General features: G+C 69.0%; 16 protein-coding genes and 1 tRNA gene. 10 read left to right on the top strand and 7 right to left on the bottom strand.

Annotated features, from left to right (window positions below; translation table 11 throughout):
- Positions 1 to 3 precede the first annotated feature (3 nt).
- The 3 genes from OCU_RS30165 to mfd all read right to left on the bottom strand — a co-directional run bounded on the left by OCU_RS30165 (position 4) and on the right by mfd (position 5,752).
- On the bottom strand, positions 4 to 732 hold the full coding sequence (locus OCU_RS30165) for a lytic transglycosylase domain-containing protein (RefSeq protein WP_008254220.1): 729 nt from the start codon (positions 730 to 732) through the stop codon (positions 4 to 6).
- Positions 733 to 1,049: 317 nt separating this feature from the next.
- Entirely contained in the window at positions 1,050 to 2,030 is a 981-nt protein-coding gene (locus OCU_RS30160; RefSeq protein WP_014379338.1) for a nucleoside triphosphate pyrophosphohydrolase, read from the bottom strand.
- A 53-nt stretch (positions 2,031 to 2,083) separates the two neighbouring features.
- On the bottom strand, positions 2,084 to 5,752 hold the full coding sequence (gene mfd / locus OCU_RS30155; protein WP_162130885.1) for a transcription-repair coupling factor: 3,669 nt from the start codon (positions 5,750 to 5,752) through the stop codon (positions 2,084 to 2,086).
- A gap of 175 nt (positions 5,753 to 5,927) precedes the next feature.
- Between mfd and lysA the strand changes: the two genes are divergently transcribed.
- The gene (gene lysA / locus OCU_RS30150) at positions 5,928 to 7,268 is read left to right on the top strand and encodes a diaminopimelate decarboxylase (RefSeq protein ID WP_014379335.1); all 1,341 of its coding nucleotides are present in this window, start codon (positions 5,928 to 5,930) and stop codon (positions 7,266 to 7,268) included.
- Between the two features lie 11 nt (positions 7,269 to 7,279).
- Here lysA and OCU_RS30145 read toward each other — a convergent pair whose 3' ends face one another.
- Positions 7,280 to 7,873 (bottom strand): TetR/AcrR family transcriptional regulator, encoded by a 594-nt coding sequence (locus tag OCU_RS30145; RefSeq protein ID WP_008254212.1) that lies wholly within the window; start codon positions 7,871 to 7,873, stop codon positions 7,280 to 7,282.
- Between the two features lie 215 nt (positions 7,874 to 8,088).
- Between OCU_RS30145 and OCU_RS30140 the strand changes: the two genes are divergently transcribed.
- The 5 genes from OCU_RS30140 (at position 8,089) to OCU_RS30120 (ending at position 11,844) form a co-directional block, all read left to right on the top strand.
- Positions 8,089 to 8,160 (top strand) — tRNA-Gln (locus OCU_RS30140).
- A gap of 132 nt (positions 8,161 to 8,292) precedes the next feature.
- Positions 8,293 to 9,774 carry a bifunctional UDP-N-acetylglucosamine diphosphorylase/glucosamine-1-phosphate N-acetyltransferase GlmU gene (gene glmU / locus OCU_RS30135; protein WP_014379333.1) on the top strand — a complete coding sequence of 494 codons (1,482 nt, stop codon included), beginning with the start codon at positions 8,293 to 8,295 and terminating at the stop codon, positions 9,772 to 9,774.
- A 91-nt stretch (positions 9,775 to 9,865) separates the two neighbouring features.
- Positions 9,866 to 10,846: a ribose-phosphate diphosphokinase gene (locus OCU_RS30130; RefSeq protein WP_008254209.1), complete on the top strand. Its 981-nt coding sequence runs from the start codon at positions 9,866 to 9,868 to the stop codon at positions 10,844 to 10,846.
- Positions 10,847 to 11,191: an arsenate reductase (glutaredoxin) gene (gene arsC, locus OCU_RS30125; protein WP_008254208.1), complete on the top strand. Its 345-nt coding sequence runs from the start codon at positions 10,847 to 10,849 to the stop codon at positions 11,189 to 11,191.
- Positions 11,188 to 11,844, top strand: coding sequence for an LpqN/LpqT family lipoprotein (locus OCU_RS30120; protein WP_041787030.1), 657 nt, complete (start codon positions 11,188 to 11,190; stop codon positions 11,842 to 11,844). The genes arsC and OCU_RS30120 overlap by 4 nt, the downstream gene beginning before the upstream one ends.
- Before the next feature lie 2 nt (positions 11,845 to 11,846).
- Here OCU_RS30120 and OCU_RS30115 read toward each other — a convergent pair whose 3' ends face one another.
- Entirely contained in the window at positions 11,847 to 15,143 is a 3,297-nt protein-coding gene (locus OCU_RS30115; RefSeq protein ID WP_080587958.1) for a helix-turn-helix transcriptional regulator, read from the bottom strand.
- A 152-nt stretch (positions 15,144 to 15,295) separates the two neighbouring features.
- On the opposite strand from OCU_RS30115, the gene OCU_RS30110 reads away from it, so the two are divergent.
- The 4 genes from OCU_RS30110 to pth all read left to right on the top strand — a co-directional run bounded on the left by OCU_RS30110 (position 15,296) and on the right by pth (position 19,270).
- On the top strand, positions 15,296 to 16,537 hold the full coding sequence (locus OCU_RS30110) for a cytochrome P450 (RefSeq protein WP_009952965.1): 1,242 nt from the start codon (positions 15,296 to 15,298) through the stop codon (positions 16,535 to 16,537).
- Complete coding sequence (locus OCU_RS30105) at positions 16,534 to 17,403, top strand: oxidoreductase (RefSeq protein ID WP_014379330.1); 870 nt, start codon at positions 16,534 to 16,536, stop codon at positions 17,401 to 17,403. Before OCU_RS30110 ends, OCU_RS30105 begins: the two co-directional genes overlap by 4 nt.
- Before the next feature lie 613 nt (positions 17,404 to 18,016).
- Complete coding sequence (locus OCU_RS30100; RefSeq protein WP_008254200.1) at positions 18,017 to 18,682, top strand: 50S ribosomal protein L25/general stress protein Ctc; 666 nt, start codon at positions 18,017 to 18,019, stop codon at positions 18,680 to 18,682.
- A 12-nt stretch (positions 18,683 to 18,694) separates the two neighbouring features.
- Complete coding sequence (pth, locus tag OCU_RS30095; RefSeq protein ID WP_008254198.1) at positions 18,695 to 19,270, top strand: aminoacyl-tRNA hydrolase; 576 nt, start codon at positions 18,695 to 18,697, stop codon at positions 19,268 to 19,270.
- Between the two features lie 10 nt (positions 19,271 to 19,280).
- Here the strand turns inward: pth and OCU_RS30090 are convergent, their stop codons facing one another.
- Together OCU_RS30090 and OCU_RS30085 are read right to left on the bottom strand one after the other, a co-directional pair.
- Positions 19,281 to 20,915: a fatty acyl-AMP ligase gene (locus OCU_RS30090; protein WP_008254197.1), complete on the bottom strand. Its 1,635-nt coding sequence runs from the start codon at positions 20,913 to 20,915 to the stop codon at positions 19,281 to 19,283.
- Positions 20,916 to 21,252: 337 nt separating this feature from the next.
- Positions 21,253 to 22,209, bottom strand: coding sequence for a 4-(cytidine 5'-diphospho)-2-C-methyl-D-erythritol kinase (locus OCU_RS30085; protein WP_044059200.1), 957 nt, complete (start codon positions 22,207 to 22,209; stop codon positions 21,253 to 21,255).
- Positions 22,210 to 22,259: the final 50 nt, after the last annotated feature.

Here is a 22,259-nt window from a genome sequence, read left to right as displayed (position 1 = left end):
CTGCTATAGCGGGTGACCTTTCGCGTAAGCGGTCGCCCAATCCCGGACCGCCCGCGCGTAGACCCCGGAATTGTTGTAGGCCCGCAGCGCGGTGATCCAGCCCCGCGGCGTCGCGAGATCCTTTCCGCGCCAACACAGGTAGCCCGCCGCGGCGAGCGCGGCGTCGTCGATGTTGTCGGGGCTGACGCGGCCGTCGTTGTGAGCGTCGACACCATAGAGCCGCCACGTCTCGGGGATGAACTGCATCGGCCCCATGGCACGCGTCACGCCGTCGCCGTCGGTGAGGTCCTCGTCGGTGTCGACGATGCGCAGCGTCCCGCCGCTGCCGTCGAGTCGGACGCCGCGGATCGGCGGGCTGACATCCCCGTTGGGGGCCAGCGTGGCGCCGCGGTAGGTGCCGTGGTGGCTCTCGACCTGTCCGATGCCCGCCAGCGTGGTCCAGGCGATGTGGCACTTCGGGTTCTCGACTTCGGCGACCCGGGCCGCGTACGCGTAGGCCTCGAGCGCGATCAGCGGGATCTCCAAGGCCGCCGACCGTGGTTGGGCCCAGTCGCGCAACTGTTCCGCGGGCCGACCGCTGGCGTGCGTGTCCACCGGCGGCACCGGGTCACCCGCGGGGGGCGGCACGCCGTCGGGGATGAACAGGCTGAGTTGCCACGTGCAACTGGAGGCCAGAACGATCGCGGTCGCGCCGATCACGGCGGCCGCGCGCATCCAACGCCTCGGCGACACCATGCTTTCCTGAGCTCCCCTAAACTCGCCTGCACCAACTTCCGCCACACCATCGTCCCATGCGTTCGGGGACCGCTCGGTCGCGTCGGGCCTCGGCGCACCGGCGTCGTGCCGGGTTCAGCTAATTACCGATTAGCTACTGGCCGCCTTGGCTAGCGCGGTCAGACCAACGCCGACCACGGGGATTCGCAACCTCATCCGCGATATTACCGACGGGCCGAGGACAAATCCGGCAAACACCGCTGCGATCGCTCTCTCCGATGACGGCGGGCGGGAAATATCCGTGGCGCGCCCGCCTGCGAGGCGTCGTCGCGCGCTCAGGCCTCGTCGGCAACGGCGTCGGTGGCGGCCCCCTTGGGGGCCGAGTCACCCGTCGGCCAGTGCTCGCGCCACTCCTGTTCGGAGACTTCACCGAGCGGGGCCACGTCGAACTCGTCGGGGACGTCTCCCCCGCGGCGCGCCGTGGCGATCGCCCGTTCCGCACCGCGAACCGTGTCGACGAAGTCCAGAACCGCTGTGCGCAGAGCGCTTTCGGCATCGACATCGGCCGACACGCGGATCGAGGTGATTTCGTCGGGGATCAGGTCGGCGGGCACACCGGCTTTGCCGGCGCGCTGAATCACCTTCTGGGCGAGCGCCAGCGCGGGCTGCCCCGTGTGCACGTCGTCCATCACCGACTTGCGCGGCTTTTCGGACGCCTTGCGCTCTTCCCACTGGGCCAACTGCTCTTCGAGCGAAATCGATTGCCCGGCAAGAACTCCCGGGACCCGGTTGCCCAGCTTGCGCATCAGGGCTGCGGCGACGTCATCGATGGTGAAGGCGGACTGCGGCGCCTCCTCGGCGATGCGGGCGTGGAAGAGGACTTGCAGCAGCACGTCGCCGAGCTCGTCGCGCAGCTGGTCGGCGTTGCCGCTGCCCACCGCGTCCAGCAGCTCGTAGGTTTCCTCCAACAAAAACCTGCGCAGCGAATCGTGGGTTTGCTCACTCTCCCACGGCCCGGCGGTGCGCAGTTTGTCCATCATGGCCACGGCGTCGACCAGCCGTTCGCCGCGCGGCGTCTCGGGCGCCGAGATCAGCCGGGCCCCGGCCGCCAGGCGGGCGGTCACGGCCGGGTGGTCGGGGTCGGACGACAGCAGCACCGGCGCGTCCGCACCGGAGTGCACCGGACGCGCCGCCGACAACGACCAGGGCACCGCGACGGGCATCTCCTCGGTGTACTGCACCTCACCGGCGAGATGCTCGATGGCTTCGATGGGGACCAGCGAAGGGCGGCGGGGGTCGAACAACACGACGATCATTGGCGCCGCTCCTCCTCATCGCTGCGCTCTGCATCGTCGCCGGCGCGGATCATTTAGCGCCCCTCACTCGTCATCGCCGCAGGTGAACTCGTTATACCAATATCCGTCTGCGCCTTGCCCTGCAATGCCGTCACCAGGTTGGCCACCATCTGCACCAGCTCGACATCGCGCAGCCGCGGCGCGCCGACGCCGCCGGCGCGCGGGATGGGAACCTGCACGGTGGAGGTCGTGGCGCGGTAGCCCGCCGCCGGATACATCCGCTTGAGCCGCACCTGCGCCGAATCCGGCAGCGTCATCGGCGAGAGCCGCACGGTGGTCGCCGAGGGCGCCGACACCTCGGTGATGCCCGCGGCGCGGCACAGCAGCCGCAGCCGGGCCACCGCCACCAGCCGCAGGGCCGGCTCGGGCAGCGCGCCGTAGCGGTCGACGAGTTCCTCCACGACCGCGTCGATCTCGCCGTCGGAGGCCGCCGCGGCCAGCCGGCGGTACGCCTCGAGCCGCAGCCGGTCGCTGGCGATGTAGTCCGGCGGCAGGTGCGCATCGACCGGCAGGTCGATGCGCACGTCCTTCGGCTCCTCGGCCGTCGTGACGGTGTGGCCGTCGGCAGCCGCGCGGTAGGCCTCCACGGCCTCGCCCACCAGGCGGACGTACAGGTCGAAGCCGACGCCGGCGACGTGCCCGGACTGCTCGACGCCCAACACGTTTCCGGCGCCGCGGATCTCGAGGTCCTTCATCGCGACAGCCATGCCCGCGCCGAGCTCGTTGTTCTGCGCGATGGTGGCCAGCCGGTCGTAGGCGGTCTCGGTCAGCGGCGCATGCGGCGGATACAGGAAGTAGGCGTAGCCGCGCTCCCGGCTGCGACCGACCCGGCCGCGCAGCTGGTGCAGCTGCGACAGGCCGAAGGTGTCGGCGCGCTCGACGATCAGCGTGTTGGCGTTGGAGATGTCCAGCCCGGTCTCCACGATCGTGGTGCACACCAGGATGTCGTATTCGCGGTTCCAGAACCCCTGCACCGTGCGTTCCAGCCGTTCTTCGGGCATCTGCCCGTGCGCGACGACCACCCGCGCCTCGGGCACCAGCTCCCGGATCTTCGCCGCCGTCCGGTCGATGGAGCTGACCCGGTTGTGCACGTAGAAGACCTGCCCGTCGCGCAGCAGCTCGCGGCGCAAGGCGGCCGCGACCTGCTTGTCGTCGTGCGGGCCGACGTAGGTCAGCACCGGGTAGCGCTCCTCGGGCGGGGTCAGGATCGTCGACATCTCGCGGATCCCGGCCAGGCTCATCTCCAGCGTGCGCGGGATCGGGGTGGCGCTCATGGTCAGCACGTCGACGTGGGTGCGCAGCGACTTGATGTGCTCCTTGTGCTCGACGCCGAACCGCTGCTCCTCGTCGACGACGACGAGGCCGAGGTCCTTCCAGCGCACCCCGGTCTGCAACAGCCGGTGCGTGCCGATCACCACGTCCACCGACCCGTCGGCCAGGCCCTCGATCACGGCCTTGGACTCCGCGGGGTCGGTGAACCGGGACAGGCCCTTGACGGTCACCGGGAACCCGGTCATCCGGTCGGTGAAGGTCTGCAGGTGCTGGTCTGCCAGCAGCGTGGTGGGCACCAGCACGGCCACCTGCTTGCCGTCCTGGACCGCCTTGAACGCCGCCCGCACCGCGATCTCGGTCTTGCCGTAGCCCACGTCGCCACAGATCACCCGGTCCATGGGGATCGGCTTTTCCATGTCCCCCTTGACCTCGGTGATCGCGGTCAGCTGGTCGACGGTCTCGGTGTACCCGAACGCGTCTTCCATCTCGGCCTGCCACGGGGTGTCCGGGCCGAACGCGTGCCCGGGGCTGGCCTGCCGCTTGGCGTACAGGGACACCAGCTCGCCGGCGATCTCGCGCACCGCGCGGCGCGCCTTCGTCTTGGTGTTCGCCCAGTCGCTGCCGCCGAGCTTGCTCAGCGCCGGCGCCTGCCCGCCGACGTACCGCGACAGCTGATCCAGCGAATCCATTGGGACATAAAGCTTGTCTGTATTTTTGGCCGCGCCACCACGGTTCTTGCTGGACGCGTACTCCAGCACCAAATACTCGCGCCGGGCGCCGCCGACGGTGCGCTCGACCATCTCGACGAACCGGCCGATGCCGTGCTGATCGTGCACAACGAGATCACCGGCGGTCAGCGCCAACGGGTCAACGGTGTTGCGCCGCTTGGCCGCCAGGCGCTTGCCCTCGACGGCGGCGACCCGGCTCCCCGTGAGGTCGGTCTCGGTGATCACCACCAGCGTGGCGCCGGGGATGATGACGCCGTCGTGCAGCGGGCCCTTGAGCACGCCGACTATCCCCTTTTTAGGTCGAACTTGGCCTGCGGCCCCGGATTCCAGCATGGCGGCCGGGGTGTCGCATTCGGCGAGCCGTTCCACCACGCGGTGCGCGGTGCCGGCGCCGGGGGCGACGACGACGGCGTAGCCGCCGGTGGTGACGTGCGCGCGCAGCATCGCGAAGATGCCGTCGATGTCGTGCTGATGGCCGCGCGCCGAGGGCGCCGCCCGGATGTCCAGCTCGACGGCCGACTCGTCGGACAACTGGCTCAACGTCCACCACGGATGCCCGCCTTTGGCGGCCGCGGCCCGCACGTCATCCAGCTCGGCGAATCCCGATCCGCCGAATTGCGCGACATCGACGGGGGCGTCCGTGCCCATGGCGGCCGCCGACCACGAGGCTTCGAGGAATTCGCTGCCGGTCTTGATCAGGTCGGCGGCGCGGGTGCGGATCTTCTCGGGGTCGCACAACAGGATCGGGGTGCCCTGCGCCAGTTGGTCGGTCAGCAGCACGTGCTCGCCGGGCCGCAGCACGGGCAGCAGGGCCTCCATGCCGTCGACCGCGATGCCCTCGGCGAGCTTGGCCAGCATGTCGGTGACGCTGCCGGTGATCGCGGGCTCGGTCGCCGGGTGCCGCGCGGACAGCTCGGCGGCCCGTTGCCGCACCTCCTCCGTGAGCAGCAGCTCGCGGCAGGGCACCGCGATCAGGGTGTCGACCTCGATCTCCGGGATCGAACGCTGATCGGCGACGGAGAACATGCGCATCTCGCTGACCTCGTCACCCCAGAACTCGATGCGCACCGGGTGCTCGGCCGTCGGCGGGAAGACGTCGAGAATCCCGCCGCGCACGGCGAACTCGCCGCGCCGGCCCACCATGTCGACCCGGGTGTAGGCCAGTTCGACCAGCCGGGCGATCACGCCCTCGAATTCGACTTCCGCACCGACGCTCAATGTGACCGGCTCGATCAGGCCGAGCTGCGGTGTCATCGGCTGCAGCAGCGAGCGGGCCGCGGTGACCACGACCTGAAGGGGAGGGCCCAGCCGCGCGTCGTCGGGGTGGGCCAGGCGCCGCAGCACGGTCAGGCGGGCGCCGACGGTGTCGACGCCGGGCGAGAGCCGCTCGTGCGGCAGCGTCTCCCAGGACGGGAAGACCGCGACGGCATCGCCGAAGACGCCGCGCAGTTCAGCGGTCAGGTCGTCGGCTTCGCGCCCGGTCGCGGTGACTACCAGCAAAGGACCCAACCGCGCCAGCGCGCTGGCCACGAACAACCGTGCGCTGGCTGGACCCACCAGGTGCAATTCGGCCGGCGACGCGGCCGCGCTGTCGATCAGCTGCTGGAAGGTCGGCGCGGTGAGCGCCAATTCAACGAGCCCCGCGATCGGGGTTTCTGGGCGAGCAGCCCCCGGTGCGGTCATGATGAATTCCATTCTAGGGCGGCTTGCCCGGCTCCTTCCTCCCGCCGACGCGGCGCTCGCCGTCGCCGGGCGGGGGACCGCCGGACACGCCGATCCGCGTCAATATCGGGCTCGGCGTCGTCAAGGGATCGTCAAGAAAGCTCTACGCGTGCGCCCGCGGGCGCACGTTGGATTCATGACATTGCTGGACATTCTGCCGTCGCTCGGCCACGCGGCTTCGCCGCGCTTCGACCCGGCGATCTGGCCCCTCACCGCCCATCCCGACGAGGAGGGCAGGCTGTGCGTCGGCGGTGTGGCGCTGGCCGATATCGCCGACGAGTTCAACACCCCGGCCTACGTGATCGACGAAGCCGACTTCCGGCATCGCGCGCGCCGCTACCGCCGGACCCTACGCGGGGTCGAGGTCGTCTACGCCGGCAAGTCGCTGCTGAGCACCGCGGTGGCAGGCTGGGCCCGCGACGAGGGCCTCGGCGTCGACGTCTGCTCGGCCGGTGAACTGGCCACGGCCCTGGCCGGCGGCGTCGACCCGGCCCGCATCGTCATGCACGGCAACGCGAAATCGCCCGACGAGCTGCGCGACGCCGTGCGCGCCGGGGTGGGGCGCATCGTGCTGGACTCCTGCATGGAGATCGCCTACCTCGCCGGCCTGGCGCGGCGGCGCCAGCGGGTGCTCATCCGGGTGACGCCCGACATCGACATCCACGGGCACCGCGCCGTCACCACCGGCGTCAGCGACCAGAAGTTCGGCTTCACGCTCGCCGGCGACCACGCCGCCGACGCGGTGGCCCGCGTGCTGGCGCACCCCATCCTCGACCTGGTCGGCCTGCACTGCCACATCGGCTCGCAGGTCAGCGACGCCGCCCTGTACGGCGAGGCCATTCGGCGGATGATCGCCGCGATGGCCGACATCCGGGCCCGGCACGGCGTCATCCTCACCGAGCTGAACATCGGTGGCGGACATGCGATCCCGTACGTTCCCGGCGACCGCGAGCTGGATCTCGACGAGCTGGCCGCGGCGATCGAGGACGCCCTCGACGAGGCCTGCGCCGCCGAGCAGTTCCCCCGCCCGCAGATCGTGGTGGAACCGGGCCGGGCCATCAGCGGCCGCGCCGGCGTGACCCTGTATCGGGTGCGCTCGGTGAAGACGCAATTCGGCGGTCGCACCTTCGTCGCCGTCGACGGCGGCATGAGCGACAACCCGCGGGTGGCGCTGTACGGCGCGCAGTACGCCGTCGCGCTGGCCAACCGGCATCCGCTGGGGCTCAAGCAGACCGTCACCGTGGCCGGCCGGCACTGTGAATCGGGCGACGAGATCGCCCGCGACATCGAGTTGCCCGCGGATCTGCGCCCCGGCGACCTGCTGGCCGTGGCGTGCACCGGCGCCTACCACCACAGCATGGCGTCCAACTACAACATGGTCGGCAGGCCGTCGCTGGTGGCCGTCAAGGATGGCCGGGCCCGCGAACTGGTTCGCCGCGAGACCGTCGCCGACCTGATGGCGCGCGACTGCGGGTAGCCCGTCGCGGTCTACTCGTCCTGCAGGCGGGGGTCGGCCTCCAGCCCGATCAGCCCGTTCCACATGAGGTTGACCAGGTGCGCGGCCACCACTTCCTTCTTGGGCTCGCGGGTGTCGAGCCACCACTGCGCGGTCATCGACACCGAGCCCACCAGCGCCTGGGCGTAGAGAGGAGCCAGCCCCGGATCCAGGCCGCGACGGGAGAAATCACCGGCCAGGATGGAGCTGACCTGGTTGACGGCGTCGTTGAGCAGGCTCGAGTAGGTGCCCGAGCTGATCGCGGCCGGCGAGTCGCGGATCATGATCCGGAAGCCGTCGGTGCGCTCTTCGACGTAGGTGAGCAGGGCAAGGGCGACCCGCTCGACCCGCACCCGGGAGCGGTTGTTGGTCAGCGACGAGGTGATGCCGTCCAGCAGCGCCGACATCTCCCGGTCGACGACGACGGCATAGAGGCCCTCTTTGCCCCCGAAATGCTCGTAGACGACCGGCTTGGACACGTTGGCCCGCAGCGCGATCTCCTCGATCGAGGTGCCTTCATACCCGCGCTCGGCGAACAGCGAACGCGCGATGCCGATGAGTTGTTGGCGACGTTCGGTGCCGGTCATCCGCGCGCGCGGCGCCCGAACCTCCTTGTCCGGTTCCTTTTGCGTTTGGGGGTCCAGCACGGCCACGTCAATCAGCGTATCGGGCGGTGGGCGGTTCGGTGGGCCGCAAGCGCCCCGCATCGTCATCCGACTAGGCCCGGATTGTCGGATTCCTCCTCGGGCCGCAAGCGCCCCGCATCGTCATCCGACTAAGCCGACTAAAGTCTTCTTGGCGATCCGTCGTGGTGTAATCGGCAGCACCTCTGATTTTGGTTCAGATAGTTCAGGTTCGAGTCCTGGCGACGGAGCTTCCTCCGAATCGAGCGCGGGTCTCCCGCGGCTCGATTTTTTGCCTTCACCGCAGATGAGGTGACACGCTTGACGGCGTGTCGGCGCTTCCGCGCGCAGCCCGCGCGGGACGAACCCGAAAAGGAGGGTTGATGTCGTCTCCTGGTGATACCGCGGTCGTGGTGCTCGCGGCCGGGCCCGGCACCCGGATGCGGTCGGACACCCCGAAGGTGCTGCACACCATCGGCGGGCGCAGCATGCTGTCCCACCTCCTGCACGCGATCACCAAGGTGGCGCCGCAGCACCTGGCCGTGGTGCTGGGCCACGATCACGAGCGCATCGCCCCGCTCGTCGCCGACTGGGCCGACGCCCTCGGACGCCCGATCGACGTGGCCCTGCAGGACCGGCCGCGGGGCACCGGCGACGCCGTCCTGTGCGGCCTGTCCGCGCTGCCCGAGGACTACGCCGGGGTGGTCGTCGTCACCTCGGGCGACACCCCGCTGCTGGACGCCGACACCCTCGCCGACCTCATCGCCGCCCATAGCGCGGCGCCGGCCGCGGCCACGGTGCTGACCACGACGTTGACCGACCCCAGCGGCTACGGCCGCATCCTTCGCACCCAGGACAACGAGGTCACGGCGATCGTGGAGCACGCCGACGCCACCGAATCCCAGCGCGAGATCCGCGAGGTCAACGCCGGTGTCTACGCCTTCGACATCGCGGCGTTGCGCTCGGCGCTGAACCGGTTGAGCTCCAACAACGCCCAGCAGGAGCTGTATCTGACCGACGTCATCGCCATCCTGCGCGGCGACGGCCTGGCGATCCACGCCCGCCACGTCGACGACAGCGCGCTGGTGGCCGGCGTCAACAACCGGGTCCAGCTCGCGCAGCTGGGCGCCGAGCTCAACCGGCGCATCGTCGCCGCCCACCAGATGGCCGGCGTCACCATCGTCGACCCGGCCACCACCTGGATCGACGTCGACGTGACGATCGGCCGCGACACCGTGATCCACCCCGGGACTCAGCTGCTGGGCCGCACCCAGGTCGGCGGGCACTGCGTCGTTGGCCCGGACACCACCCTGACCGACGTCAGCGTCGGCGACGGCGCCTCGGTGGTGCGGACCCACGGCACCTCGTCGTCCATCGGCGCCGGGGCCACCGTCGGCCCGTTCACCTACCTGCGGCCCGGCACCGTGCTGGGCGACGACGGCAAGCTGGGCGCGTTCGTCGAGACCAAGAACTCCACCATCGGCACCGGCTCCAAAGTGCCGCACCTGACCTATGTCGGGGACGCCGACATCGGCGAGCACAGCAACATCGGCGCGTCCAGCGTGTTCGTCAACTACGACGGCGAATCCAAGCGGCGGACCACCATCGGTTCGCACGTCCGCACCGGGTCGGACACCATGTTCGTGGCTCCGGTGACGGTCGGCGACGGCGCCTACACCGGCGCGGGCACCGTGGTGCGCAACGACGTCCCGCCGGGAACGCTGGCGGTCTCCGCAGGTCCGCAACGCAACATCGAGGGCTGGGTGCACCGCAAGCGCCCCGGCAGCGCCGCCGCGCAAGCGGCCGAGGCCGCCGAAAAGGCCACCGGCCAGCCGCCCGCCGCAGAAACCGAACAGACATCGTGACGTCGGTAGCTGGCAACCCGGCCACATTTCCGTACGATTCGCTTCGTACGATGGGCACTTCCATTGGGATCCGAACGGCAAGGGCAGCACGGTGAGCCACGACTGGACCGATAACCGCAAAAATTTGATGCTCTTCTCCGGTCGGGCGCACCCCGAGCTGGCCGAGCAGGTGGCCAAGGAGCTCGACGTCCACGTCACCGCGCAGACCGCGCGCGAGTTCGCCAACGGCGAGATCTTCGTCCGGTTCCACGAATCGGTCCGCGGGTGCGACGCCTTCGTGTTGCAGTCGGCGCCGGCGCCGGTGAACAACTGGCTGATGGAACAGCTCATCATGATCGACGCGCTCAAGCGGGGCAGCGCCAAGCGGATCACCGCCGTCATGCCGTTCTACCCCTACGCCCGCCAAGACAAGAAGCACCGCGGCCGCGAACCGATCTCGGCGCGCCTGGTCGCCGACCTGCTCAAGACCGCCGGCGCCGACCGGATCGTGACCGTCGACCTGCACACCGATCAGATCCAGGGCTTCTTCGACGGGCCCGTCGATCACATGCGCGGGCAGAACCTGCTCACCGGCTACATCCGGGACAACTACCCCGACGGCAACATGGTGGTCGTCTCCCCCGACTCCGGCCGGGTGCGCATCGCCGAGAAATGGGCCGACGCCCTGGGCGGTGTCCCGCTGGCGTTCATCCACAAGACCCGCGACCCGCGGGTGCCCAACCAGGTGGTGTCCAACCGCGTCGTCGGTGAGGTGGCGGGACGCACCTGCGTCTTGATCGACGACATGATCGACACGGGTGGCACCATCGCCGGCGCGGTCAAGCTGCTGCACGACGACGGCGCGGCCGACGTGGTGATCGCCGCGACGCACGGTGTGCTCTCCGACCCGGCGGCCGAGCGGCTGGCCGGCTGCGGCGCCCGGGAGGTGATCGTGACGAACACCTTGCCGATCGGTGAGGAGAAGCGTTTCCCGCAGCTGACGGTCCTGTCCATCGCGCCACTGCTGGCCAGCACCATCCGTGCTGTGTTCGAAAACGGCTCGGTCACAGGGCTGTTCGACGGGGACGCCTAAATGGCCGACACCGTCATCTACCACAACCCCCGCTGCAGCACCTCCCGCAAGACGCTGGACCTGTTGCGCGACAGCGGCCTTGAGCCCGAAGTCGTCGAGTACCTGAAGAACCCGCCGTCGCGTGCCGAGCTGGTGAAGATGATTCGCGACGCCGGCATCGACGTGCGTACGGCGGTGCGCAAGCGTGAATCGCTGTATGAGGAGCTCAATCTCGCCGACGCGACCGATGAGCAATTGCTCGACGCCATGGTCGAACACCCGATCCTGATCGAACGGCCCTTCGTCGTCACGACGAAGGGCACTCGGCTTGCCCGCCCGATCGACGCGGTCCGCGAGATTCTGTGAATCGGTTCGGCAGCTGCGCGGCCGGTGCCGCGATAGTTGCACTGGCCGTGTCGGCCGCCGGGTGCGCCCCGAAAGCTCCTGACTATCAATCGATCTTGTCGAAGACGCCGACGACCTCTACCACCACCCCGACGGCAAAGCCGGTCCCCCTGTCGCAGTATCTGCAAAGCATCGGGGTGACCGGCCAACCCGTGGCACCGGAATCCGTTCCCGGCCTGACGATCTCGATCCCGACGCCGCAGGGCTGGGCGCCGTTCACCAGTCCCAACATCACACCGCAAACCTTGATCATCTCCAAGGGCGGTAAATTTCCGACGGCGCGGCTGGTGGCCTTCCAGCTGAACGGGGATTTCGACCCGGCCGAAGTCATCAAGCACGGCAACGACGATGCGCGCCTGTTCGAGAACTTCAAGCAGCTGGACGCCTCGGGCACGCCGTACAGCGGCTTCCCGTCGTCGATGATCCAGGGCAGCTACGACCTCGACGGCATACGGCTACACAGTTGGAACCGCATCGTCATCCCCACCGGGCCGCCGCCGGACCACAAGCGCTACCTGGTGCAGCTGACCATCACCAGCATGGCCAACCAGGCCGCCGCGGAGTCGACGGACATCGACGCGATCATCCGCGGATTCGTCGTCGCGGCGAAGTAAATTCAGGAGCGACGGCCCGCTTCCTGCACCAGCTGGACCCGGGATGTCAGGCCGAGCTTCGAGTAGACGTGGGTGAGGTGCGTCTGGACGGTGCGCGGCGAGATGAAAAGCCGCGCGCCGATCTCCTTGTTGCCCAGGCCTTCACGGACCAGACGTACCACATCGTTCTCCATGGGCGTCAGCGATTCCCAGCCGCTACTCGGGCGTTTGCGTTCGCCACGCCCGCGTTGCGCGTAGGCGATCGCCTCTTCGGTGGACAGCGCGGCCCCTTCCGCCCAAGCGGCGTCAAAGGCATTCTGCCCCAATCCTTCTCGTATGGCCGCCACTGCCGAGTCGTAGCCCTCCCGATACAACGCAAAGCGGGCATGACCCATGCGCTCGCGGATCGCGGCCGACGCGCCGAGCAGGCGGGCCCCGTATGAATGGGTGCCGACGTCGGCCGCCAATCGGACGAGGCATTCCAACGCGTCGGCCACCCGCAGATATCCCTGGGTGCGGGCGGCGATCACGAGGGCTTCGTGTGCGTCGCGCTCGGCCTGGTCGAGATCGCCCTGGGCTAACGCGATGTGCGCCCGCACCGTTCGCGCACCCATTTGGTGCCAACCCGGGACCATCGCGACGGTGTCATCGACCCAACGGCGGGCGGCGGCGACGTCACCGCATGCCAGCGCGGCCTCAGCCATCGGATTGAAACACCTCGCGTAGAGCTCGCGCGCCGGAACCGTATGCCGCCACGCCTCTTCGGCTGCCTGCCGTGCGCCCGCGCCATCGCCGGTAATCAGGGCCGCATGCGCAAACATCGCATACATGGTGTCTCCGTAGAGTCCACCCATCGCCTCGGCGGCATTGAAGGCGGATCGCGCCGAGGTTAACAAGGTGGCCGCCCGCCCCTGGAAGGCGAGCACCTGTCCATAGCCCACTTGACCGAAGACCGTCATCGGGAGATCGCGGGCAGCCTCTGCTTCCTCGGCCAACGCATGCAGGACCTCTTGCGCCTCGGTGAGATTGCCCTGCATGCACAGCGCGAGACCCAACCACGTCCGACAGTTCCGGGAGAAGAACCGGTCGCCGAGCGCGTCGGCAAGGTCACGTCCTTCTTCCGCCGCCGCCCGCATCGGAATTGGTTCACCTGCATAGCAATTCGTCACCGCCAGATAGGCAAGAGTCTGACACAGACTCCACCGATCATCGATCGCACGAACCAGGTCGATGGCCTCGTCAACGTAGGACTCCAGTTTGTCGACCTCGTAGAGTGCCAACCCGCCCCGCCCGACCAGGGCCAGGGCGAGCAACGCCGGGACGTCGAGCTCACGAGCGATCGCCAACGCCTCGCGGGAACGGTCCACATCCCCGCGTGCCCCCGCCCACGCGCACAGCACACCGTGATAGGCGACCCCGCGCACCCAGGCCGCGGGCGTGACGTGCGATCGCGTTTCGTCAGTCAAGAGCGCGTCGAACCCCGCCAGTCCTTCCCGGAACCGCCCGCAGCGGATCCAGACCTGCTGTACCGCGGACACCAGCTCCAGCGCAATCTCCGGCTCGGATTTCTCCAGGCTCCAGCTGTAGGCGGCTCGCAGGTTGTCGATTTCGCTCTGTGCCCAATTCAACAGCGCCTCAAGGCCGCTCAACCCATGTGACTCAAAGTCAATGGCCCGGGTCGTGTAGTAGTCGCGGTGGCGCGTGCGAACCTCGTCGGCCTCACCGGATTCGCCGAGCTTTTCCTGGGCGTACTGGCGCACCGTCTCCAGCAAGCGGTAGCGCATCCCGTCTGCGGTGTCGTCGGCGACGACGAGAGATTTGTCGACCAGCAAGCTCAATTGATCCAGCAGCTGGTAGCTTTCGACATCGCTGTCGGCGCCGACGGCTTGGGCAGCATCCAGGTCGAAACCGCCGGCGAACGCGGCCAGCCGCCGAAACAGCACCTGCTCCGGTTCTGTCAGTAGCGCGTGCGACCAATCCACCGAGGCTCGCAGCGTCTGCTGGCGGCGCACCGCGGTGCGCGCACCCCCGGTGAGCAACCGGAACCGGTCATGCAGGCTGTCCACGATCTGATGCAACGACAGCGCCCGAACCCGCGCGGCGGCGAGCTCGATCGCCAATGGCATGCCGTCCAGACGCTCGCAGATCTGCTCGAGCAGTGCCCGGTTTTCCTCTGTCACAACGAATTCGGGGCGGGCACGCCGCGCCCGGTCGGTGAACAATTCGATGGCCTCGTCGGCAAGGGACAGCGACGGAACCCGCCAGCTCAGCTCCCCGGGCAAGCCCAGCGGCTCGCGGCTGGTGGCCAGGATCGTCAATTGTGGGCAGGCCGCCAGCAATTCGATGGCCATCGCGCCGCATGCGTCAAGCAGGTGCTCACAGTTGTCGAGCAGCAGCAAGATCTTCTTGTCGCCGAAGAACCGAACGAGCAGATCCATGGTGGAGCGGCCCGGTTGATCGGGCAGTCCCAGCGTGCGGGCGACGGTCACCGGCGCCACTTCCGGGATGGTGATCGGCGCGAGGTCGACGTACCAGACCCCATCGGAGAAGTCCGCGGCCACTCGTGCGGCGCTTTCGACGGCCAGCCTGGTCTTTCCCGCGCCGCCGGCTCCGGTCAGCGTCACCAGCCGGTTGGCGGTGACGATGTCCCGCAATTCGCCCAGTTGCGCTTGGCGGCCGACAAAGCTCGTCAACTGGGCGGGAAGGTTCTGCGCCACAACAGCTGTGCGGACGCGCAGCGGCGGGAACTCGTTGCGCAGGTCCGGATGACACACCTGCACGACCCGTTCGGGACGCGGGAGGTCCCGCAAGGGATGGCTGCCCAGATCGGCCAGCCAGACGTCCTCGGGAAGGCGGTCGACGACCAGCGATTCGGTCACCCCGGACAACACGGTCTGGCCACCATGCGCCAAGTCGCGCAGCCGCGCGGTGCGATTGATCGTCGGGCCGGCGTAGTTGGCGTCGTCGCGCAGCTGGATCTCGCCGGTGTGGATTCCGATGCGCAGCCGGATCGGGGCCAGCGGGGCCCGCTGCAACTCCAGCGCACATGCCACCGCGTCGGACGCCCGCGCGAAGGCGGCCACAAAGCTGTCGCCCTCACCCTGTTCGAGCGGGCGCACCCCGTCGTGCGAGGCGATCGCTTCGTTCACCGTCTTGTTCAGCTGGACCAGCGCGGCCGTCATCTCCTCGGGCCGCGTTTCCCACAGCCGCGTCGAGCCCTCGACATCGGCCAGCAGCAACGTCACCGTTCCGGTCGGCAGCAACTCGACCACGCCCAAATCGTCCCAGGTTAGCGACGGTATTTCCGCATGTTGGCTCATGTTAGTCAGCATCGCCTCCGCCGACTAGGCAAAACATCGGCCAATACGCGCAGATCGCCTTCGCGCGGCGCGCGGATCTACGACCCCCGGGCCGTAGATCTACGCGCCAGGGCGGATGGTCTTTGCAGCGCGGCGCCGGATAGTCGACTGCCATGACCACTCTCATCAGCGGATGCCCGAACGTTTTCGACGCCGGCCTACCCGTCATTGCCTATGATCACCTCACCGATCCCGACGCGGCGCACCGCGTCATCGACGACGCCCGCGAGCTGTCACCGATCGCCGTCGGCCCGCACGGACCGGAGGTGTTGAGTTACGAGCTGGTCCGGACGGTGTTGCGCGACAGCCGATTCGTCACCGCGCACGGCCTCGGGCTCGGCCTGCAAGGCGTTACCTCCGGCCCGCTGTGGGACAGGGCCATCAGCAACATCCTCGGACTCGACGGCGCCGCACATCACCGGCTGCGCCGCCTGGTGTCGAAGGCCTTCGCACCGCGGGGCGCGGAGCGGCTGCGCGCCCTCGTCATCCAGATCATCGACGGCCTGGTCGACCCGCTCGCCGAGGCGGGGCACTGCGACGTCGTCGCCGACATCGCTCGCCGCTACCCGACGCCGGTCATCTGCGCGTTGCTGGGTGCGCCGCCGGAGGATTGGCACCTGTTCAGCGACTGGACCGATGACATCAAGAAGATCTTCGATTGGAACGTCGCCGAAGACGGCCCGGCGATCCTGGCCGCGTGGGATCAACTCGACGCCTACCTCGAGGAGTTGATCGCGCGGCGGCGCGCGTCGCTGTCCGACGACCTGATTTCGGAGCTCATCCGGAGCGAAGACGATGGAGACCGGCTCACCCACGACGAACTGCTCATGCTGTGCGCGACGCTGCTCGGTGCCGGAACCGACACCACCCGCAACCAGCTCGCCGCGGCGGTGCAGGTGTTGGCCGACCAGCCCGATCAGTGGGCGCTGCTCGCCCAGCATCCCGAGCTGGCCGCCAACGCGGTTCACGAGCTGATGCGTTACTACCCAATCGTTTTCGGCACCATCCGGGAAACCGTCGAAGACGTCGAGCTGGCCGGGGTGTGCATTCCCGCCGGCACCCTGGTGCTCGCCAATACCGCCGCGGCCAACCGCGACGCGAGCGTGTACGACCGGCCCGACCGCGTCGACATCACGCGTGAAGACCCGCCGGCGATGCTCACCTTCGGTGGCGGCGTGCACTTTTGCCTCGGCGCCCACCTCGCGCGCCTCGAATTGACCGAGGCACTGCGGGTGATCACCCGACGCATGCCCAACCCCCGCCGCACCGGACCGGCACCGTGGAAAGCCATCAGCGGCATCACCGGACCGACGACCCTGCCGCTGGCGTTCGATGTCGGTACTGTTCAGCCATGACGAACTGGACCGCCGCAGACCTTCCGTCGTTCGCCGAACGAACCGTCATCATCACCGGTGCCAACAGCGGGTTGGGCGCCGTGACCGCACGCGAACTGGCGCGCCGCGGGGCCACGATCGTCATGGCCGTGCGCGACATCCGCAAGGGCGAGACCGCCGCCCGGACCATGGCCGGCCAGGTCGAGGTGCGTGAACTCGACCTACAGGACCTGTCGTCGGTGCGCCGGTTCGCCGACGGGGTGGGCACCGCCGACGTGCTGATCAACAACGCCGGCATCATGGCGGCCCCGTTCTCCTTGACCGTCGACGGCTTCGAGAGCCAGATCGGCACCAACCACCTGGGCCATTTCGCACTGACGAACCTGCTGCTGCCCAAGCTGAGCGACCGGGTGGTGACCGTGTCGTCGATGGCGCACTGGCCGGGACGCATCAGGCTCGACGACCTGAACTGGCAGGCGCGCCGGTACTCGCCGTGGCTGGCCTACAGCCAGTCCAAGCTCGCCAATCTGCTGTTCACCAGCGAGTTACAGCGACGCCTGGCCGCGGCCGGATCCCCGCTGCGCGCGATCGCGGTCCATCCCGGCTACTCGCACACCAACCTGCAGGGCGCCTCGGGCCGCAAGTTGGGTGACGCGCTGATGTCGGCCGCGACCCGGGTGGTCGCCACCGACGCCGATTTCGGCGCGCGGCAGACCCTGTACGCGGCGTCGCAGGATTTGCCCGGCGACACCTTCGTCGGCCCGCGATTCGGCTATCTGGGCCGCACCCAACCGGTGGGGCGGAGCCGGCGGGCCAAGGACGCGGCCATGGCCGCCGAGCTGTGGGCGCTGTCCGAGCAGCTCACGAAGACGCAATTCCCCCTCTGAAGTCACATGGGTCACGCTGGCCCCAGGTGTCCCTGGCCGAGGGGATGGGCCTTTTGCCCACCTCCGAGCGACAACCGCGGCCGCCCGGCGCGCAACCCGGCGGGCGGACCCGGCGACACCCGGTGCGCAACCCTTACCGCACCCGGCGCGCAATCCCGGCGTCGGCCGGCGCGCAACCCTTACCGCACCCGGCGCGCAATCCCGGCGTCGGCCGGCGCGCAACCCCGGCGGCACCGCGCCTCGCCGTCCGCAGCGCGCCTCGCCGTCCGCACCGCGCCTCGCCGTCCGCACCGCGCGTCGCCGTCCGCACCGCGCCGCGCTTTCCGCGCGACGCCCTTTGTCGCTCGGAGGTGGGCACTTGCAACATCTCCCGGAGAAGCGACGGGAGTGACAGGAGTGACAAGCGTGGCGTCCGCGCCCGACCACGCGCTCCGTGCCGGGCGCCGAGACCACGCCCGGCGCCGAATTTCCCCTCTGAGGTGCACATGCGCTAACCTGACCGGGCGTCACGGCGAGGGTGGCTGGCTGGCCAGCACCGTTATCGACGGAGACCGACGATCTGTCGCGACCCTGGCCGTGCCCCGAACCACAGAGCACACACAGGAGCGACACGATGGCTGCCAAAACCCTCAACCAGCTCAAGGTCACGGTGCGCGCCGAGACCGGCAAGGGTGCGTCCCGGCGAGCACGCCGCGACGGCAAGATCCCGGCCGTCCTCTACGGCCACGGCGCCGACCCTCAGCACCTCGAACTGCCCGGCCATGACTTCGCGGCCGTGCTGCGGCACGCCGGCACCAACGCGGTGCTGACCCTCGACATCGAGGGCAAGGAGCAGCTGGCGCTGACCAAGTCGCTCGACATCCACCCCATCCGCCGCACCATTCAGCACGCCGACCTGCTGGTCGTGCGGCGCGGCGAGAAGGTCGTCGTCGAGGTCCGCGTCGTCATCGAGGGCGACGCCGCGCCCGGCACGCTGGTGACCCAGGAAACCAGCACCATCGAGGTCGAGGCCGACGCCATGTCGATCCCCGAGCAGCTGACGGTGTCGGTCGAGGACACCGAGCCCGGCACCCAGTTCACCGCCGGACAGATCTCCCTACCCAAGGGCGTCAACCTGATCTCCGACCCGGAAATGCTTGTGGTCAACGTGGTTAACGCGCCGACGGCCGAGGAGCTGGCCGAAGAGGGCGCGGGCGAGGTCACCGAGGAGGCCGCGCCGGCCGAGGGCGAAGCCGAAGAGGCCGGCGAAGAAGAGGCCTCCGAAGCCGAGTCCGAGTAGGCGGATCGCAACATGGCCGAGCCGTTGCTGGTGGTCGGCCTGGGCAATCCCGGAGACAACTACGCCCGCACCCGACACAATGTCGGGTTCATGGTCGCCGACCTGCTCGCGGCACGGATGGGATCGAAGTTCAAGGCGCACAAGCGTTCCGGCGCCGAAATCGTCAGCGGCCGCCTCGTCGGGCACTCGGTGGTGGTGGCCAAGCCGCGCTGCTACATGAACGAATCCGGCCGCCAGGTCGGCCCGCTGGCGAAGTTCTACTCGGTGACGCCGGGCGACATCATCGTCATCCACGACGATCTCGACTTGGACTTTGGCCGCATCCGGCTCAAGATCGGCGGCGGCGAAGGCGGCCACAACGGGCTGCGTTCGTTGGCTAACGCCCTGGGCAGCAAGGACTTTCAGCGGGTCCGCATCGGCATCGGCCGTCCGCCGGGACGCAAAGATCCGGCGGCGTTCGTGCTGGAAAACTTCAATGCCGCCGAGCGCACCGAAGTCCCCACGATCTGCGAACAGGCCGCGGACGCAACCGAATTGCTGATCGAACTGGGGTTAGAGCCCGCGCAGAACCGCGTCCACGCCTGGTAAGGGCAAAACCCTAGGTGACCAGGGTGACCGAGTTGGATCGGCGCAACTTGCCCGACGGCGTCTTCGGAATGGTCCCGGGACCGAGCACCACCACGTTGCGCGGCCGCACGTCGACCTCCGCCACCACCTCGCGGGCGACCTGGTGCTCGATGCGACGCACCTCGGCCTGGTCCTGGAAAGCGTTGGACTCCACGGCCACGGCGAACGTCTCGCGGGAGTGGCCGGCGTCCAGGCGCACCGCGACGGCGCAGCCGGGCCGCACCCCCTCGACGCGGCAGGCGGCGCGCTCGATGTCGGTCGGATAGATGTTGCGGCCGGCCATGATGATGACGTCCTTGACGCGGCCGCACACCACCACGTGGCCCTCCTCGGTCAGGTAGCCGAGGTCGCCGGTGTCATACCAGCCGTTCTCGTCCTGGGCCGAGATGAAGCCGCCCATGGTCAGGTAGCCGGGCGTCAGCGACTCGCCGCGCAGCTCGATGACGCCGACCCCGCGGGGCGGCATCACATCGCCGTTCTCGTCGATGATGCGCGCCTCGAGATCCTGCAGCAGCGGACCGAGCGTAGCCAGCCTGCGGGTGTTGCCCTTGGTGGCCGGCACGGCACGACGCAGGGCGGCCAGCAGGTCGGCGTCGACCTCGTCGACGACCAGACCGGCGTTGCACTCCGAGAACGACACGGCCAGCGTGGTTTCGGCCATGCCGTAGGCCGGCAGGATCGCCGACGCATTCAGGCCGAACGGCTTGCCGGCATCGAGCAGGTCCTCGACGTCGGCGGGTTCGACGGGCTCGGCGCCGGACAGCGCGAAGCGCAGCGTCGACAGGTCGAAATCGCCGGGCTTGGCCTGCCGGCGCAGCCGCTTGGCCAGCAGCGCGTAGGCGAAGTTGGGCGCCGCGGTCATGGTGCCCTTGTACTTGTCGATGAGCTTGGCCCACAGCAGCGTGTCGCGCAGGAAGTCCATCGGGGTGACCTTGACCAGCTCGGCGCCGAAGTACATCGGGATGGTGAGGAAGCCGACCATGCCCATGTCGTGGAAGCAGGGCAGCCAGCTCACCATGACGTCCTTGTCGACGTCGTACTGGGCGCCGATGAACATCGCCTCGGCGTTGGAGTAGATGTTGCGGTGGGTGATCTGCACCGCCTTGGGGGAACCGGTCGAGCCGGACGTCAGCTGCATCAGCGCCAGCGCGTCCTCGCCGACCTCGACGGGGTCGATCGGCTCCGCCGTGAGCAGGTCGGCCACCGTGACGACCTTGATGCCCTTCTCCTCGAGCACCGGGATGGCCACCAGGAACGGCTCCGACACGACAACGGCCTTCGCCTCGATCATGCCGATGACGTTCATGGTGTCCTCGGCCCACACGGCCAGGTCGGTGCGCGGTGTGGGCTGGTGCAGCATGGTCAGGCTGGCGCCGCGCATCCACAGGCCCTGCGCCGTCGGCGCGATCTCCACCGGGAAGCCGGCGAGCACGCCGACCGCGTCGCCGGGCCCGATGCCCGCGGCGGCCAGGCCACCCGCGATACGACGCGCGCGCTCGTGGACCTCGCCCCAGGTGTGGCGGACTGGTTCGTGGGGTTCACCGGTAACCATGCCCGTCGTCACGGACCGGGCATTGCGGTACATCTTCTCGGTAAACCTGCTCACAAAAACCTCCTCGGTTCCAGCCCTCGTCCCAACGCCCGAAATCTCATATTCCGCCCGCTGGGTAATACTTCGCCGCAAGCACGCAAACACGGTTGGGCGGCGGTTAGGTCTCGGATCGGTGATGCGCCCCCGCCCGCCGCACCAGGGCGGCGGCCGGTCGCCCGGCAAGCGTGAAACAGGCCCGACAAACCTTGTCGGGCCGTATGCATTAATCGCCCGCCGGCGCGCCCGGCGGACGATGGAATTAAGTGATCTTGCTCAACGCTTCCCGTCACCGCGCATTATCTTAAGCTCCTCTTAGGGAAGCGCAAAACTAATGCGCAAAATGGGAAAATATTCACACCTCGGTGGGCGCGGGGACCACCCGCGCCCCGACCACCGGCCCGCTGGCGACCCGCACCGTGCGGCACACCCCCGCTCCGGACACCTCGGTGCCGACGTCGACCGCCGCGGCGGCCGAGGGGCACAAGAAGGCACACGTCGGGCCCGAGCCGGAGACGATGCCCGCCAGCGCGCCGGCGTCCACGCCGGCCCGCAACGTGCGCCGCAGACCGGGATTCAGACTGACCGCGGCCGCCTGCATCTCGTTGCCCAGCAGCGGGGCCAGCTGCTCGGCATCGCCGGCGGCCAGGGCGGCCAGCACCGGCCCGGGCGCGGGCAGCCGCGGCGGGTCCCCCGCCTCCCGGAGCCGGTCCAGTTCGGTGAAGACGGCCGGCGTGAGCAGCTCGCTGTCGGCGAACGCCAAAACCCAGTGGAAGGTGTTGCGCGACAACACCGTCGCCAGCTCCTCACCCCGCCCGGTGCCCAACGCGGTGCCGCCGTGCAGCGCGAACGGCACGTCGCTGCCCAGCCGCGCGGCGAGCATGCGCAGGTCGCGGCGGGGCACGTTGAGTTCCCACAGGGAGTTCATGGCGACCAGCACCGCCGCCGCGTCGGCGCTGCCGCCGGCCATGCCGCCGGCCACCGGTATCGACTTGTCGATCATGATCGACACGTCCGGTGCCCGGCCGACGTGTTCGGCCATCAGTTCCGCCGCCTGCCAGGCGAGGTTGCGTTCATCGGTGGGCAGTTTGTCGGCGCCCTCGCCGACGATCTGCAGTGAGAGCACATCGGCATTGCGCACGGTCACCTCGTCGAGCAGCGAGACGGCCTGAAATATCGTCGTCAGCTCGTGATAGCCGTCCTCGCGGCGGTCACCGACCGCCAGGTAGAGGTTGACTTTTCCGGGCACCCGAACGGTGACCGACCCGGTGGGCACCCAAGCCGCAGCGGTATTGCCGTCAGACGCGGACACCGCAGCAGACTATCGCTGCGACCGGCCGACCACGTAGCGGCGCCCGGACT

Origin of the sequence: Mycobacterium intracellulare ATCC 13950 (assembly GCF_000277125.1) — a bacterium.
Classification (GTDB): domain Bacteria; phylum Actinomycetota; class Actinomycetes; order Mycobacteriales; family Mycobacteriaceae; genus Mycobacterium; species Mycobacterium intracellulare.
This window is presented reverse-complemented; position numbering and strand designations above follow the sequence as displayed.

Excerpts from the sequence above, each read along its gene's own strand:
- OCU_RS30160 (WP_014379338.1), bottom strand. The coding sequence starts at position 2,030 with ATGATCGTCGTGTTGTTCGACCCCCGCCGCCCTTCGCTGGTCCCCATC.
- mfd (WP_162130885.1), bottom strand. The coding sequence starts at position 5,752 with ATGACCGCACCGGGGGCTGCTCGCCCAGAAACCCCGATCGCGGGGCTC.
- lysA (WP_014379335.1), top strand. The coding sequence starts at position 5,928 with ATGACATTGCTGGACATTCTGCCGTCGCTCGGCCACGCGGCTTCGCCG.
- OCU_RS30145 (WP_008254212.1), bottom strand. The coding sequence starts at position 7,873 with ATGACCGGCACCGAACGTCGCCAACAACTCATCGGCATCGCGCGTTCG.
- glmU (WP_014379333.1), top strand. The coding sequence starts at position 8,293 with ATGTCGTCTCCTGGTGATACCGCGGTCGTGGTGCTCGCGGCCGGGCCC.
- arsC (WP_008254208.1), top strand. The coding sequence starts at position 10,847 with ATGGCCGACACCGTCATCTACCACAACCCCCGCTGCAGCACCTCCCGC.
- OCU_RS30115 (WP_080587958.1), bottom strand. The coding sequence starts at position 15,143 with ATGAGCCAACATGCGGAAATACCGTCGCTAACCTGGGACGATTTGGGC.
- OCU_RS30110 (WP_009952965.1), top strand. The coding sequence starts at position 15,296 with ATGACCACTCTCATCAGCGGATGCCCGAACGTTTTCGACGCCGGCCTA.
- OCU_RS30105 (WP_014379330.1), top strand. The coding sequence starts at position 16,534 with ATGACGAACTGGACCGCCGCAGACCTTCCGTCGTTCGCCGAACGAACC.
- OCU_RS30100 (WP_008254200.1), top strand. The coding sequence starts at position 18,017 with ATGGCTGCCAAAACCCTCAACCAGCTCAAGGTCACGGTGCGCGCCGAG.
- pth (WP_008254198.1), top strand. The coding sequence starts at position 18,695 with ATGGCCGAGCCGTTGCTGGTGGTCGGCCTGGGCAATCCCGGAGACAAC.